This window comes from Halogeometricum limi, from assembly GCF_900115785.1.
Taxonomy (GTDB): Archaea; Halobacteriota; Halobacteria; order Halobacteriales; family Haloferacaceae; genus Halogeometricum; species Halogeometricum limi.
In genome coordinates this window covers 530,209-542,934 of record NZ_FOYS01000001.1, presented here as the reverse complement: position 1 = coordinate 542,934, position 12,726 = coordinate 530,209, and the positions used below count along the sequence as shown (strand labels likewise).

Here is a 12,726-nt window from a genome sequence, read left to right as displayed (position 1 = left end):
TAAAAGGGCGTCGGGAGGGGCAGTTATACGCTCGCGCGCAAATGTCATACTATGAATAGAAGACGGTTCCTCGCGGCGTGCGGCGCGGGTACGGTCGGCCTCGCGGGATGCGCCGCGCCCGTCGTCGACGACGGCACGACAGACCCCTCGGCACAGGTAGTGAATCCCGGTTTCGAGGACGGCCTTCGTGGGTGGTTGGTCGGTCGTGACCTCCCGACGGACCCGAACACCGGTCTCCCGGTGGAGTCGTCGGCCCGCGTCGTGAGCGACCCCGTGGCGGCGGGCGACAGAGCCCTCCAGTTCTTCATCGACGGGAGACAGGACGACGGCACCATCTGGGTCCAACAGGCCGCCGTCCTCGACGGCATCGATACGCTCTCGGTGTCGGTTCACTCGCCCGAGGAGTCGTTCAACACCATCACCAACCTCGCGGCGTACGCGGGGCCGCGGCCCGAACGCGGGTGGCTCAGAGAAGCGGACTTCGACACCACACAGGCGATAGAGAACCACGCGGGGTGGCGTCGGTTCGACTACCCGGTGGACGCAGAAGACGTCGGCATCGTCGCCGTCGGGATGAGCGTCATCTGGGAGACGGAAGTCGCGCGGACGATAGACGATATCGCGCTCTCCTGACGGCCGGGAGTCGGACTACTGCTCGGCGCAGAACTCGACGAAGTTCCGGAGGATGGTCAGCCCCGTCTCACCGGACTTCTCCGGGTGGAACTGCGTGCCGAACACGTTGCCCTCCTCGTTGGCGACGATAGCGGGGAACTCCACGCCGTAGTCCGTCGTCGCGACGATGGCCTCGTCGTCCTCGGGGACGGCGTAGTACGAGTGGACGAAGTAGGCGTACTCCCCGTCGACGGACCCACCGGTGGGTCCGTCTGCTCGGGGCGTCTCCGACGCACCGGTGTCGACCCCTTCGACGAGGGGGTGGTCGCGTTTCACGTGCAGTTCGTTCCAGCCCATGTGCGGCACCTTCTGTCCCTCGTCGAAGCGGACGTTCTGTCCCGGGATGAAGTCCAGCCCTTCGACCTCTCCTTCACCAGCGTGTGCGGCCTCCTCAGAGGAAGTCAGGAGCATCTGCATCCCGAGGCAGATACCGAATATCGGCTGTCCGCGGTCGGCCGCCTCGGCGAGTGCCTCGCGGAACGGACCGGCGTTCTCCATCCCCTCGGAGAACGCCCCCACGCCGGGCAGGACGATGCCGTCGGCGTCGGCGAACGTGGACGGGTCGTCGGAGACGGTCACGTCCGCGCCCGCGCGTTCGAGGCCGCGTTGCGCGCTCCGGAGGTTACCGAGGCCGTAGTCGACCATGACCACGGACGCCAGCGTCTCCCGCGGTTCGGTCGTCGTCGTACTCATACCAGAACGTCCGCGAAGCGGAGCAAAGTGCGTTTCCCTCCGAGACAGATTCGCCGAACGCGAAACCGGCGCACCGCGACCGAGGACGGGTCTCGGGGGCCGCCGCAGAAATATACAGCGACAGCTATAGGAAAAATAGAAAGTCTTATCATCGATCTGTCGAAGCAGTTACGCGAGTTCAATGGCAAGTCGACGACGATTCCTCAAGACGGCAGGTGCCACCGGGGTCGCTGGTCTCGCGGGGCTCAGCGGGTGTACGGGCGAAGGTAACACGACGGAGCAACAGTCCACCGGAACAGAAGGCGGTTCCAGCGGAGACACGACACAGGGGACGGCGACCGGGTCGTCCTCGCAAGAGTCGGTCATGTTCGCGCTGACGCCCGCGGAGTCGGACGTGGACATCGAAGAGCAGTACCAACCGCTTTTCAACTACATCGAGAACGAAGTCGGCGTCACGGTCGAGTCGACGGTCGCGGCCGACTACGCGGCGGTCCTGCAGGCGATGAAGAGCGGTCAGGCGGACATCGCCGACGCCGCACCCGCCATCGCGATTCAGGGCGGGAACGAAGGCGTGACCAAGGTCGTCGGTATCCGCATCGCGTACGGTGCCTCGCGGTACTTCTCGCTCATCACGACGACGCCCGACAGCGGCGTCGAGGAACTCGCCGACCTCGAAGGCGAGACGGTCGCGTTCGCGGACCGACTCTCCACGAGTGGCGCGCTCTTCCCGCTCTACATGATGAGCAAGGCCGGACTCGACACGGGCGGCGCGCCCGACGGCGACCCGAACGACTTCTCGGCGCAGTTCTCTGACCACTCCACGGCGCGCGAGACGCTCATCAACCGCGACGAAGTCGTCGCCGCCGGCACGGGTGCGTTCTCGACGGCACCGCACGTCCCCAAAGACCAGTTCCCCGAGCAGTTCCTCGAGATGTCCGCCGAGAACGACGGTGACCTCGGTACGGAGAGCCCCGAACTGCAACTGGTCTCGTGCTCGGACCCCATCCCGCGCGCGCCGATTCTCGGCCGCGCGGACATGAACCAAGAGCTCTACGGAGAGATAGAGACGGCGCTTCTCGAAGTGAGCGAAGAGGACCTCATCAACGAGGACCTCGGCGACGACCAGCAGCTCTGGTTCACGGGCGTCGACGAAGGGACCGTCGAGGACTACCAGCCCGTCCAGAACGTGCTCGACGAACTCGGCGTCACGCTCGGACAGTAACCGTCGCCGACGTGCGATTCGTATCATTTTATTGTGCAGATTCGCAAACCAGCACACGACAGGTCCGCGTGTACGTGCAGACAGGGGCCACAACAGACGAAACATGAGCACGATAGAAGTCAGTAATCTCAGCAAGTCGTACGGGGACGTGCAGGCCCTCGACGACGTCTCCTTCACCATCCCGGACGGCGAGTTCGTCGTCCTCTTGGGGCAGTCGGGGGCGGGCAAGTCGACGCTTCTGCGCTGTCTCAACGGCATCACACGACCCACTTCCGGGTCGATATCGATAGACGGAACCGACGTACTGGGGCCGCGAAACGACGTGGCGATGATCTTCCAGCAGCACTACCTCTTAGAGCAGATGAGCGCCTACAGCAACGCGCTCACGGGCGCGCTCGGGCGCACTTCGTTCCTCGGCAGTCTCCTCGGTCTGTACAGAGACGCCGACAAAGAGGAGGCGCTCCGCGCGCTCGACACCGTCGGACTGCTGAACGAGGCGAACCAGCGTGCGGGGAAGATGAGCGGCGGACAGCAACAGCGGGTCGGTATCGCCCGAGCGCTAGTCCAGGAGCCGAACCTCTTGCTGGCGGACGAACCCGTCGCGAGTCTGGACCCCGCGAGCGCGGAGTCGGTGATGCGGTACATCCGCGAGGCCGCCGCGGAGCGCAACCTCTCGACCATCGCCAGCCTCCACCAGGTCAACATCGCTCGCGAGTTCGGAGAACGGTTCCTCGGCATGAAAGACGGCCGCGTCGTCTTCGACGGCTATCGCGAGGACTTCACCGTCGACGTCATCGACGAGATATACGGTGACATCGAGACCGAAGCGATCCGCGAGGAACGGGAGGTAGAGGCGTGAGCACCGACACCGACCGGGTTCAAAACGCGTTGCGGAACATCACGATAGCCAAACGCGTACGACTCGTGTTCTCGCTCGTCGTCCTCGCACTGTTCGCGTTCCTCTTTACGAACGCGCTGAGCGAAGTCGGCTTCTCCATCGGCGAGATAATCAAGTACTGGCCGCAGTTCACCGAAGCGCTCGGCGAGTTCTTCCCGCCCGGCGCGCTCCTCGGCGTGATTCCGTTCGTGGACGTGAGCCAGTACTGGGCGTTCATCCAGGACCGGAACCTCCTGCTCCAGTTCGAGAACGGGAACCCCGTCCTCGGCGCGATGTTCGTCACCTTCGCGATGGGCTTTGCCGGAACCGTCCTCGGCATCCCCGGCGCGTTGCTCCTCGGCGTGCTCGGCTCCGAGCGCGTGACGCCGTACCCGTTCAACTTCATCTTCCGCGGAACGATGAGCATCATCCGCGCCATCCCGGCGCTGGTGTGGGCGCTCATCTACATCCCGCTCGGCGGCGTCTCGCCGTTCACGGCGACGCTCGCCATCGGGACGGACACGATGGGGAACCTCGGGCGACTGTTCACCGACGCGCTCGAAGAGGTCGAAGACGGCCCCATAGAGGCCATCGAGTCCACCGGAGCGAACAGTCCGCAGAAAGTCGTCTTCGGGATGCTCTCGCAGGTGTTCACCCCGTTCATCGCGTGGACGATGTACATCCTGGAGATAAACGTCCGCATCGCCGTCACGATGGGACTCATCGGCGGCGGTGGCCTCGGACAGGTGCTGCAGACCCAGCGCGGCCTGTTCAAGTACACGAACATGATGGCGACCATCCTCGTCATCTTCGTGCTCGTCGTCTCCGTCGAGTTCATCAGCCAGCGCGTCCGGTCGTACATCCGCGGTAACGAGGAGGGAACGAGCTTCCTCAAACTCGTCGTCGAGTTCCCGCAGCGGATGGCCCGGTCCATCTGGCAGTGACGGCGGACGCGTTCGGCGCTCTCTTTTCGGCGACTAAAACGGCGGTATCAACGGCTCAGAAGTCGCCGAGACTGGACTGTCCGTCCGAACTGTCTGCGAGTCCGGAGAGGTCCGCCGCCTGCGCGATGGTGTCGAAGAAGGTGTCCTTCTGGCTGCGGTCGTACAGCGTCGCCGCCGGGTGGACGCAGACGAGGACGCGCTGGGACCGCTCGCCCAACCGAACGTCCACCACGTCGCCCGCCTCCTTCGTGACGGCGACGGAGCGGTCTAAGAGGTGTTCGGAGGGGACTTTCCCGAGCGTGACCACCAGGTCGGGTTCGACGAGCGCCAGTTCTCGTTCGAGGTAGCCGCGGCAGTTGCTCAGTTCCGCTTTCGAGGGGTCGCGGTTCTCCGGCGGGCGACAGCGGACGCAGTTGGTGATGCGCACGTCCGACCGCGCGAGACCCACGTCTCTGAGAGCGTCGTCCAAGACGCTCCCCGACCGACCGACGAACGGTTCGCCCCGTTCGTCCTCGTTCGCACCCGGCGCTTCGCCGAGGAAGACCAAGTCCGCGTCGTCCGGGCCGACGCCGTTGACGATTCGACTCCGGGAGTCGACGAGGGCGGGACACCGCTGGCAGTCGCGGACGGTGAGGCCGTCCATCGCGTCGTCGTCCATAGTCGAGACGGCGGGCCGATTCGACTTAGCGGCGGCGGTCCGGCGCGGTCGGGGGTCCGCAGAACCCCTCGCGTTCGCGCCACGCTCTCCCCGAGCGAGCGAGCAGTCGCGCGACGCGAAGCGGTTCCGGACGGCCGCCCTCGGGTGTGTACGCGCGGACGACTCGCGCGATATCGTCGTCGGCCACGCCGACGGCGCGGGCGAACACGGTGTCGTCGCCGACAGAGACGGGGCGACGCGGCGGAAGCGAGTCGTAGACGGCGAGACGGGCGTCGAGTTCGTCGCCGGAGAACTGCTCTCTGAGCGCCGAATCCAGCCCGTCGCTCTCCTCGAACGAGACGGAGAGGACGGGTCTGTCGACGGCGTCGGCGACCGCCGAGAGGTCGAGGAGGTTGAACCACGCGGGTGCGACGCCCGCGACGAACAGCAGACGCACGTCTTCTCGGCCGAGGTCGGTGAAAAGTCGCCGCACCGCGTCCGTGGCGTCGTCGCCACCGACGGTACACGTCGCGAACGCCGCGCCGTCGACGACGCGGTCCGCGCGGACGACGGCGCCGCACAACACGCTCGTCTCCGCCCCTCCGTCGTCGACGTACGACTCGGCGACGCCGAGAGCGCGCGTCCCCGACTGCAGCGAGAGCGTCACGGCGGGTCGTCAGTCGTCTTTTATCTCTTGCAGACGGTCCAGCAACTCGTCGTTCGACGCGCCGTTCTCGAAGCTGACCTCGCCTTTGTGGTCGTTCTCCGCGGTGGCGACGCCGTCGTTCTCGTCGAGGTCCTGGTCGTAGTCTTGACTGTCTTGCTCAGACTCGTCGTAGCTCCCAAATCCCATACACGACCACGTAGGCGGTTCGGACGGAAAAGTGATACGCAGGAGAGACTTTCGTTCGCGTCGTGAACCAGAGAAACATAGTCTGCGGGGACGGAGGGGTCGCTTCGACGACGCGGACTTGCCGACTCGTGGGGGATTTTTCTTCGCGGAGGGAGTCTCCTCTGTATGCAAATCGTCACGGTCACAGACGGCGCGGAGCAGTTCACCTGTAACGCGTACCTCGTCCTCGGCGAACGGAACGTCCTCGTCGACGTCGGCACGATGCCCGGCGTCGAAGACGTCGTCGCCGAACACACCGACGAGGTGGACGCCGTCGTCCTCACACACCAACACTCCGACCACGTCGGGGAACTCGACGCCGTCCTCGACCGATTCGACGCCGACCTGTACGCCTACGGAGAGCACCCTCGGCGCGACGGCGCACTCGAAGACGGCGACGAGATACAGATCGGTGACGAGTCGTTCGAGGTGGTGTACACGCCGGGGCACGCCGCCGACCACGTGTCGCTGGTCAGCGAGACGCGCGTGTTCAGCGGCGACGTCGTGGTGTACAACGACGGCGCGTTCGACGACGGGAGTTTCGGACGGACGGACATGCCGGGGCAGTCGCGCGAACGACTCGTCGCGAGTCTCCGGGGCCTGTTAGACCGGATACCGGAGACGGTCGAAGAACTGTACGCGGGGCACGGCGACGTCTATCGCGCGGACCCCGAGAGCGGCGCGGACTCCGTCCGCGAGGTGGTCGAGAGGGCGCTCTCGCGGGCGGAACGCCGCGAACCGAAATACCCCGACGACTGAACGAGGCCACCGCTCGGTGGTGCGCAGAAGCGCGTAGAGAGAGGTCGGTCGACGGACGCGCCGGCTTACGCCGCGCGGCGTTCCTTGGACTTCGGACGAAGGTTCTTGTAGCCGCACTTGCGGCAGCTCTCCGAGCGTGGGGGGTTGCGCGCGTTGCATCGCATACAGATCTGCTTTTCGAGGGTTCGCTTCGTCGCGGCGTCGTTGCTAGGCATACACGCTGATTCCCGAGCCGACCGTATAACGCTTGCGAGACGGCGGGCGAGGCCGTCGCTGTCGAGTCACGGGCGTCGGTCGAACCGCGCGAAAGAACGAGGAGACGTCGTTCAGGCGCCCGCCTTCTGGAGGGCGTCCTCGATGTCCTCTCGCTGCGTGACGCCGACGAATCGGTCGACGATTCCGTCGTCGTTCTCGACGATGAGCGTCGGGAGCGAGCGAACCTGGTACTCGTTGGCCACGTCCTGCTCTTCGTCGACGTCTACCTTCTCGAACTCGACGTCACCGTAGTCGGCCTCGAGTTCGTCCAGGATGGGGTCCTGCGTCTTACACGGGCCGCACCAGTCGGCGTAGAAATCTTTGAGTCGAACGGTCATCGTATCGATTCGACGTTAGCCTGCCCCCGCGCATAAGGGTTTCTCACCCCGCGGATTCCGCTGAGAGTCGAAACGTTTAGGCGACGGCGAGTCCCACTGAGTGACATGAGCAGCGGACAGAACAGCGGTGGGCTGATGTCTAGTGCGGGTCTCGTTCGATACTTCGACGCCGAGGACCGCAACGCCATCCGTCTGGACCCGAAGAGCATCGTAGCGTTCGGCCTCCTCTTCGGCGTCGGCATCCTCGTCCTGAACTCCGTCGCCTTCTGAGGCGGCGTAGGACGCGGACCCCACGCGACGAATCGCACCCCGAACGCTCGATTTTTCACTCCCGGAGACCGACGTGTACGTATGATACGCGCAGGAGTCGTCGCCGTCCAAGGCGACGTGTCGGAACACGCCGCGGCCATCCGCCGCGCCGCCGCCGCCCACGACGAAGACGTCGAGATAGTCGAGATTCGCCAGTCGGGTCACGTCGCCGAGTGCGACGTCCTCCTCGTCCCCGGCGGGGAGTCGACGGCGATATCGCGCCTGCTCCGCCGCGAGGGTATCGACGAGGAGATTCGCGACCACGTCGCCGCCGGAAAACCCGTCCTCGCGACCTGTGCGGGCCTCATCGTCGCCTCCAGAGACGCCAAGGACGACCGCGTGGAGACGCTCGACCTCGTCGACGTGACCGTCGACCGCAACGCGTTCGGCAGGCAGGTCGACAGTTTCGAGGCCCCGTTGACCGTCGAAGGCATGGACGACCCGTTCCCCGCCGTGTTCATCCGTGCGCCACTCATCGACGAGGTGGGCGACGGCGTCGAAGTGCTCGCACGCTGGGACGACGAACCCGTCGCCGTCCGGCAGGGCCCCGTCGTCGGCACCTCCTTTCATCCCGAACTGACCACCGACAGCCGTCTGCACGACCTGGCGTTCTTCGACCACGTCGAAGCGGACGCGGCAGACTGAGTGGCGAACACCGGGGTCGGGGGCCCGACCGGTCCCGCCCCCGGACGGATACCCGGATTCCAAAGCACCAAGAGTCGTCGCCCGCCACCGAGAAGGCAGTGAGCGTCGAGCATCCGGCCACCACGGCGGCGGACGAGGACCGCGTCGGTCTGCGAGGAGCACCGAGGAACGCGGGATGAGCCGACTGTTCGGCGGCGACGACCCGAGCGTCCGCTTCGTCGCCGGGAGTCTCATCGCCGGCGTCTTCTTCGGCGGCGTCGGCGCGGGCGTCGCCTTCCCGACGCTCCCCACGCTCGGCCCCCTCTTGGGTATCTCGCCGTTTCTGGTGGGACTCATCCTCTCGGCGAACCGCTTTACGCGACTCGTGATGAACACCCCCGCGGGACAGATACTCGACACGATGGGGACGCGGCGGCCGATGATAGCCGGGTTCGTCGTGCAGGGACTGTCGCCGTTCGGTTACGTCCTCGGCCTCAACGCCTCGCTCGTCCCCCTCGACGCCGCGAGCATCTTCCTGCTCTCTCGGGCCCTGTGGGGCGTCGGGTCGGCGTTCGTCTTCGTCGGCGCGTTCAGCACCATCACCCACGTCACGACGCCCGGCAACCGCGGCAAGTGGGTCGGCTACATGCGAGGCGGGCAGAGCCTGGGTTTTCCCGCCGGCCTCGTCGTCGGCGGACTGGTCACGGACGCGTTCGGCTACTCCACCGCCTTCTTCGTCGCCGGCTGTGCGGCGTCGTTCGCCGCCGTCGTCGCCGCCGTCGTCCTCCCGAACGTCGACACCGACGTGGAGACGGCGAGTTCGCTCCGCGACGTGCCGCGGTTGGTGCGCGCCGACGTCCGCATCTTCACCGTCGGCGCCGTCAACTTCGTCGTCCGCTTCCTCTTCGCGGGCGTCCTCCTCTCGACGGCCGTCCTCTACGCGCGGGCGTCGAACCTCTCCATCGGACTCCTCTCGGAGACGGGCGTGAGTGGCGTCGTGATGGCCGTCGCCGTCGTCGCGTCCAGCGTGACCACGCTCTTCGTGGGGCGGTACTCCGACCGCCTCGCGAACCGCGCGTCGCTGGCGCTTCCGGGCCTCGCGATTCTCGGAACCGGGTTCGCGACGCTCGCACTGGTCCCGACGCTCCCCGCGGTGTTGGTCGGCGTCGCCCTCGTCGGCGTCGGCGTCGGCGCGTCGAACCCGCCGCTTCTCGCCTACCTCGGCGACATCAGCCCGGCCGACGACGTCGGCAAACTCGGCGGCGTCTACAACGTCTTCGGCGACGTGGGGTCGACGCTCGGCCCACTCGTCGCCGTCCCGTTGGTCGAGTACGTCGGCTTTCGCGCGGAGTATCTGGCCTGCGTCGGACTCGTCGCAGTCGTCGGCGTACTCGTCGCTAAGACGCTGTACGGCGAGACGGACCCCGTCCCGCGTTCGCGACTCTCCTGAGCGTCGGTGCGGTCGAGTCAGAACCGTTTTCTCCCGACGTTTCGACTCACCGGTATGAGCGACGAATCCGCGTCGAACCCCGACGAGGTGCTCGACGAACTCTTCTCCACCATCGAGTCCCGAAAGCGGGAGTTGCCCGAGGGGTCGTACACGACGACGCTCTTCACCCACGAGAAAGGCGAGAACTACGTCTTGGAGAAACTCGGCGAGGAGACGACGGAGGCCATCCTCGCGGCGAAAGACGACGACAGAGAGGAACTCTTGGCCGAGAGCGCCGACTTGGTGTACCACCTCCTCGTCCTCCTGTCGATGAAGGACGCCTCGCTGGACGACTTGCGCGCGGAGTTGCGCGAACGGTTCTGACGAGGGGGGACAGTATCGTGTTTCTGAGCGTCAGGTGCGCCGTGAGCGGCGGTTATGCCTCTTTCCAACGTCTTCCGTGTGAGGTACCGTGATGAACGTACCAACGACACGTGCGGTAGTGGTGGGAATCGTGGCCCTCGTGGCAGTAATCGGGGCGGTCGGCGTCGGCGGCGCACTCGGACCGGCGTCGACGTTCGCGCAGGTCGACGACGGCCCGGTGAATCTCGGGGACGTCGAGGTTTCGGCCGCGGAAGCGGTCGAGATAGCCGAAGGCGAGTCCGACGGCACGGCGGTCGAACTGGAGGCGTTCACCTCCATCCTGAGCGGGTTACCGGTGTGGGAGGTGGAGTTCGTCGACGAGAACGGAAACGAGACGGAGGTGTACGTCGACGGGACGAGCGGCGACGTGCTGAACGTCGAGACCGAACCCGCCGACGCGGACGAGGCGGACGACGAAGACGAGGCCAACGCGAGTCTGGTCGAGGTTCCGCTGCGTGATGCCGTCGTCATCGCCGAGGGCGAAGTCGACGGCGGCGTCGCCGTCGAAGGCGAACTGTTCCCCGCCCGCGTGGATGGTACGCCCGTCTGGGAAGTCGAAGTAGTGAGCGCTGACGGCGACGAGACGGAGGTGTACGTCGACGCGACGAACGGCGACGTCCTCGACGTGCAGACCGAGTCACCCGACGGTGACGACGAGGACGACGAGGAAGAGGAAGACGACTGACCGAGCGGACGAGAGACCGACTGTTTTCGCGGTCGAGAACGCTGTTCAGGCGTCTAGCGGTCGCTCGGACTCGAGTTGTTCCATGAGTTTCAGCAGTTCGCCGATGGCAGTGTACTCCACGACGCGGCCGTCGCGGATGCGGTAGAGGGCGAACGCCCGCATCTCGACCGGTTCGTGCGTGGGGGAGACGCCGCGGAACGCCCCCTCGTGCGTCCCGTGGAGCGTGGCGAAACTCACGACGGCGTCGTGTTCGGCGAGGAGCGCGTGCGACTCGACGCTCGCATCGGGAAACGCCTCCAGCCACTCGCGGAATATCTCCTTCAGGTCGTCTCGCCGTATCGTTCGGTCGCCCGTGCTGGTCCGCGTCCCGCCGACGAGGACGTCCTCGGAGAACAGTTCGTCGACGGCGTCGACGTTCTTTCGCTGCCACACCTCCGTCAGGAGGTGCCGGACGAGTTCTTTGTTGCGCGTGTTCTGTGTCCCGGCCATCTTTTGTCACCTCCGGCCTCGCGCCGCGCCCGAGCGACGGGTTACGGGGAGACCACTACTCGAATGGAGACGCCGAGACACGATAAGTTCGCACTCTCGAACGAGGTTCCCCGAGAAATGAGCAGCGAATCGTCTGATTCACCGAGAGAACGTCACCGGAACTGCACGCCCAAGTCGTGCATCTTCTCGTTGTGCCGGGCGACGTTGATGAGAAGCGGCGTCACCGACTCCACCTCGGCGGCGTTGGCGATGCCGCCCGCGTCGAGGGCCCGCAGACCGTCGATACCCTCCGCGAGATGCACCACGGTGTCTTTGGCGTCGTCGTCGTCGGCGACGACGAGCGTGTCGATTCCCAACTCGGCGTCCAAGTCCGCGAGTCGCCCCGCCGCGAGGTTGTGGAACGCGCCGACGACCGGAACGCCGTCGGGGGCGGCGTCGGCGACTAACTTCGTGACGCTCCCCGCGCTCGGCGGGTGGTAGTGGAAGCCGTCGTCGTCGCGTTTGACGCCCGCCGCGGGCGTGACCAGCACGTCGCCCTCCGAGAGACTGTCTTCGACCGACTCGACGGTGTCGGCGACGTGGTACGGCGGCACCGCGAGGACGACGATGCGGGCCCGGTCGGCGGCCATCTCGTTGGTGAAGCCGTTCACCTTCACGTCGCGGCCGCGACTGGACAGTTCCGTCTCGTACTCGTCGGCCTTCGCGCGAGCCTTCTCCGGGTCGCGAGAGCCGAGAATCACGTCGTGGTTCGTATGGTAGGCCCACCGGAGGGCGAGTCCCTCGCCGATGTCGCCGGTCCCACCGAGGAGTGCGATTCGCATGCTATCGCCTCGGGACGGTGAGGGGTAAAGCGTTGTGTGACCGGGAGCATCTGCCGGGGCCTCGCGAGGGCGACAGCCCGTCTCAGGCGGCGTCGAACTCGGGACCGTAGGTGACGAGAAAGGCGACGAGCGGTGCGACGACGAGCGTTCCGAGGAGGACGTACTGCCGTATCCCCACCGACGGCGGGAGCAGTGCGAACACGCCGAGTCCGAGGAAGTCGACGAGAATCATCACGGTGAGAAACCGCGAGAGGTGCGACAGCGTGTCGTTCACGAGGAGACACCTCCGCCCCCCCAGCGACGGGGGTTCAGCCGTTCGGAGGCGTACGACGCCGAGAGCCACCCGCCCCCGAAGGCGACGAGGTTCCCGACGAAGCCACCGACGCCGACGGCCGAGAGCGCGAATCGAAGCGCGAAGGCGACAGAGAACAGCGTCACGAACCGAGCGGTCATGTCGCCCGCTTCTGCCAGTCGAGACTCGGAGTACTCGAACAGGCGAAAGGCGACGGGAATCGAGACGGCGAGCGTCGCGCCCGCGAGCAGAACCGGGAGGAGTCCCGTCGGGTCCGGTGCGACGAGGAGTCCGACCGGAATCGCGACGAACGCGCCGAACACCACCGACCAGACGAGTCGTTCGAGACGAAGCGCATCCATATC

20 protein-coding genes are annotated in these 12,726 nt (G+C 66.1%); 10 read left to right on the top strand and 10 right to left on the bottom strand.

Annotated features, from left to right (window positions below):
* Positions 1-51: 51 nt before the first annotated feature.
* Positions 52-633, top strand: a complete 582-nt coding sequence (locus tag BM282_RS02880) for a hypothetical protein (RefSeq protein WP_089876590.1) — start codon at positions 52-54, stop codon at positions 631-633.
* A gap of 15 nt (positions 634-648) precedes the next feature.
* On the opposite strand, the gene hisH is transcribed toward BM282_RS02880, so the two are convergent.
* Positions 649-1,365, bottom strand: a complete 717-nt coding sequence (gene hisH, locus BM282_RS02875; RefSeq protein WP_089876588.1) for an imidazole glycerol phosphate synthase subunit HisH — start codon at positions 1,363-1,365, stop codon at positions 649-651.
* 181 nt (positions 1,366-1,546) lie between these two features.
* Here hisH and phnD point away from each other — a divergent pair, with 181 nt between their 5' ends.
* From phnD to phnE, 3 genes are all read left to right on the top strand, one after another.
* Positions 1,547-2,587: a phosphate/phosphite/phosphonate ABC transporter substrate-binding protein gene (phnD, locus tag BM282_RS02870; RefSeq protein WP_089876586.1), complete on the top strand. Its 1,041-nt coding sequence runs from the start codon at positions 1,547-1,549 to the stop codon at positions 2,585-2,587.
* Positions 2,588-2,690: 103 nt separating this feature from the next.
* On the top strand, positions 2,691-3,446 hold the full coding sequence (phnC, locus tag BM282_RS02865; protein ID WP_089876585.1) for a phosphonate ABC transporter ATP-binding protein: 756 nt from the start codon (positions 2,691-2,693) through the stop codon (positions 3,444-3,446).
* Positions 3,443-4,408: a phosphonate ABC transporter, permease protein PhnE gene (gene phnE / locus BM282_RS02860; protein WP_089876583.1), complete on the top strand. Its 966-nt coding sequence runs from the start codon at positions 3,443-3,445 to the stop codon at positions 4,406-4,408. Before phnC ends, phnE begins: the two co-directional genes overlap by 4 nt.
* A 55-nt stretch (positions 4,409-4,463) precedes the next feature.
* On the opposite strand, the gene BM282_RS02855 is transcribed toward phnE, so the two are convergent.
* Genes BM282_RS02855 through BM282_RS02845 form a run of 3 tightly spaced genes read right to left on the bottom strand, consistent with a single transcriptional unit; the run spans position 4,464 to position 5,898 of the window.
* Positions 4,464-5,066, bottom strand: a complete 603-nt coding sequence (locus BM282_RS02855; protein WP_089876582.1) for a uracil-DNA glycosylase — start codon at positions 5,064-5,066, stop codon at positions 4,464-4,466.
* Positions 5,067-5,091: 25 nt separating this feature from the next.
* Positions 5,092-5,700, bottom strand: coding sequence for an endonuclease dU (locus tag BM282_RS02850; protein ID WP_175501365.1), 609 nt, complete (start codon positions 5,698-5,700; stop codon positions 5,092-5,094).
* A gap of 21 nt (positions 5,701-5,721) precedes the next feature.
* On the bottom strand, positions 5,722-5,898 hold the full coding sequence (locus BM282_RS02845) for a DUF5786 family protein (RefSeq protein WP_089876578.1): 177 nt from the start codon (positions 5,896-5,898) through the stop codon (positions 5,722-5,724).
* 165 nt (positions 5,899-6,063) lie between these two features.
* Between BM282_RS02845 and BM282_RS02840 the strand changes: the two genes are divergently transcribed.
* Positions 6,064-6,696: an MBL fold metallo-hydrolase gene (locus BM282_RS02840; protein ID WP_089876576.1), complete on the top strand. Its 633-nt coding sequence runs from the start codon at positions 6,064-6,066 to the stop codon at positions 6,694-6,696.
* A gap of 65 nt (positions 6,697-6,761) precedes the next feature.
* Here BM282_RS02840 and BM282_RS02835 read toward each other — a convergent pair whose 3' ends face one another.
* Both BM282_RS02835 and BM282_RS02830 read right to left on the bottom strand, forming a co-directional pair.
* On the bottom strand, positions 6,762-6,911 hold the full coding sequence (locus BM282_RS02835) for a 50S ribosomal protein L40e (protein WP_089876574.1): 150 nt from the start codon (positions 6,909-6,911) through the stop codon (positions 6,762-6,764).
* 111 nt (positions 6,912-7,022) lie between these two features.
* Positions 7,023-7,289 carry a thioredoxin family protein gene (locus tag BM282_RS02830; protein ID WP_089876572.1) on the bottom strand — a complete coding sequence of 89 codons (267 nt, stop codon included), beginning with the start codon at positions 7,287-7,289 and terminating at the stop codon, positions 7,023-7,025.
* Between the two features lie 105 nt (positions 7,290-7,394).
* Here BM282_RS02830 and BM282_RS02825 point away from each other — a divergent pair, with 105 nt between their 5' ends.
* The 5 genes from BM282_RS02825 to BM282_RS02805 all read left to right on the top strand — a co-directional run bounded on the left by BM282_RS02825 (position 7,395) and on the right by BM282_RS02805 (position 10,759).
* Positions 7,395-7,559, top strand: a complete 165-nt coding sequence (locus tag BM282_RS02825) for a preprotein translocase subunit Sec61beta (RefSeq protein WP_089876570.1) — start codon at positions 7,395-7,397, stop codon at positions 7,557-7,559.
* An 81-nt stretch (positions 7,560-7,640) separates the two neighbouring features.
* Positions 7,641-8,243: a pyridoxal 5'-phosphate synthase glutaminase subunit PdxT gene (gene pdxT / locus BM282_RS02820; protein WP_089876568.1), complete on the top strand. Its 603-nt coding sequence runs from the start codon at positions 7,641-7,643 to the stop codon at positions 8,241-8,243.
* A 175-nt stretch (positions 8,244-8,418) separates the two neighbouring features.
* Positions 8,419-9,672 (top strand): MFS transporter, encoded by a 1,254-nt coding sequence (locus BM282_RS02815; protein ID WP_089876566.1) that lies wholly within the window; start codon positions 8,419-8,421, stop codon positions 9,670-9,672.
* A 54-nt stretch (positions 9,673-9,726) separates the two neighbouring features.
* Positions 9,727-10,035 carry a phosphoribosyl-ATP diphosphatase gene (gene hisE, locus BM282_RS02810; protein WP_089876564.1) on the top strand — a complete coding sequence of 103 codons (309 nt, stop codon included), beginning with the start codon at positions 9,727-9,729 and terminating at the stop codon, positions 10,033-10,035.
* Positions 10,036-10,153: 118 nt separating this feature from the next.
* The gene (locus BM282_RS02805; RefSeq protein ID WP_175501340.1) at positions 10,154-10,759 is read left to right on the top strand and encodes a PepSY domain-containing protein; all 606 of its coding nucleotides are present in this window, start codon (positions 10,154-10,156) and stop codon (positions 10,757-10,759) included.
* A 45-nt stretch (positions 10,760-10,804) separates the two neighbouring features.
* On the opposite strand, the gene BM282_RS02800 is transcribed toward BM282_RS02805, so the two are convergent.
* The 4 genes from BM282_RS02800 to BM282_RS02785 form a co-directional block, all read right to left on the bottom strand.
* Positions 10,805-11,248, bottom strand: coding sequence for an ester cyclase (locus BM282_RS02800; protein WP_089876560.1), 444 nt, complete (start codon positions 11,246-11,248; stop codon positions 10,805-10,807).
* A 152-nt stretch (positions 11,249-11,400) separates the two neighbouring features.
* The gene (gene npdG, locus BM282_RS02795; RefSeq protein WP_089876558.1) at positions 11,401-12,069 is read right to left on the bottom strand and encodes an NADPH-dependent F420 reductase; all 669 of its coding nucleotides are present in this window, start codon (positions 12,067-12,069) and stop codon (positions 11,401-11,403) included.
* Between the two features lie 82 nt (positions 12,070-12,151).
* Positions 12,152-12,343 carry a DUF7534 family protein gene (locus tag BM282_RS02790; protein ID WP_089876556.1) on the bottom strand — a complete coding sequence of 64 codons (192 nt, stop codon included), beginning with the start codon at positions 12,341-12,343 and terminating at the stop codon, positions 12,152-12,154.
* Positions 12,340-12,723: a hypothetical protein gene (locus BM282_RS02785; protein WP_089876554.1), complete on the bottom strand. Its 384-nt coding sequence runs from the start codon at positions 12,721-12,723 to the stop codon at positions 12,340-12,342. Before BM282_RS02785 ends, BM282_RS02790 begins: the two co-directional genes overlap by 4 nt.
* Positions 12,724-12,726 lie beyond the last annotated feature (3 nt).

Excerpts from the sequence above, each read along its gene's own strand:
- pdxT (WP_089876568.1), top strand. The coding sequence starts at position 7,641 with ATGATACGCGCAGGAGTCGTCGCCGTCCAAGGCGACGTGTCGGAACAC.
- hisH (WP_089876588.1), bottom strand. The coding sequence starts at position 1,365 with ATGAGTACGACGACGACCGAACCGCGGGAGACGCTGGCGTCCGTGGTC.
- phnC (WP_089876585.1), top strand. The coding sequence starts at position 2,691 with ATGAGCACGATAGAAGTCAGTAATCTCAGCAAGTCGTACGGGGACGTG.
- BM282_RS02785 (WP_089876554.1), bottom strand. The coding sequence starts at position 12,723 with ATGGATGCGCTTCGTCTCGAACGACTCGTCTGGTCGGTGGTGTTCGGC.
- phnD (WP_089876586.1), top strand. The coding sequence starts at position 1,547 with ATGGCAAGTCGACGACGATTCCTCAAGACGGCAGGTGCCACCGGGGTC.
- BM282_RS02840 (WP_089876576.1), top strand. The coding sequence starts at position 6,064 with ATGCAAATCGTCACGGTCACAGACGGCGCGGAGCAGTTCACCTGTAAC.
- BM282_RS02880 (WP_089876590.1), top strand. The coding sequence starts at position 52 with ATGAATAGAAGACGGTTCCTCGCGGCGTGCGGCGCGGGTACGGTCGGC.
- BM282_RS02800 (WP_089876560.1), bottom strand. The coding sequence starts at position 11,248 with ATGGCCGGGACACAGAACACGCGCAACAAAGAACTCGTCCGGCACCTC.
- BM282_RS02825 (WP_089876570.1), top strand. The coding sequence starts at position 7,395 with ATGAGCAGCGGACAGAACAGCGGTGGGCTGATGTCTAGTGCGGGTCTC.
- BM282_RS02815 (WP_089876566.1), top strand. The coding sequence starts at position 8,419 with ATGAGCCGACTGTTCGGCGGCGACGACCCGAGCGTCCGCTTCGTCGCC.
- hisE (WP_089876564.1), top strand. The coding sequence starts at position 9,727 with ATGAGCGACGAATCCGCGTCGAACCCCGACGAGGTGCTCGACGAACTC.
- BM282_RS02855 (WP_089876582.1), bottom strand. The coding sequence starts at position 5,066 with ATGGACGACGACGCGATGGACGGCCTCACCGTCCGCGACTGCCAGCGG.
- BM282_RS02845 (WP_089876578.1), bottom strand. The coding sequence starts at position 5,898 with ATGGGATTTGGGAGCTACGACGAGTCTGAGCAAGACAGTCAAGACTAC.
- BM282_RS02835 (WP_089876574.1), bottom strand. The coding sequence starts at position 6,911 with ATGCCTAGCAACGACGCCGCGACGAAGCGAACCCTCGAAAAGCAGATC.
- BM282_RS02830 (WP_089876572.1), bottom strand. The coding sequence starts at position 7,289 with ATGACCGTTCGACTCAAAGATTTCTACGCCGACTGGTGCGGCCCGTGT.
- npdG (WP_089876558.1), bottom strand. The coding sequence starts at position 12,069 with ATGCGAATCGCACTCCTCGGTGGGACCGGCGACATCGGCGAGGGACTC.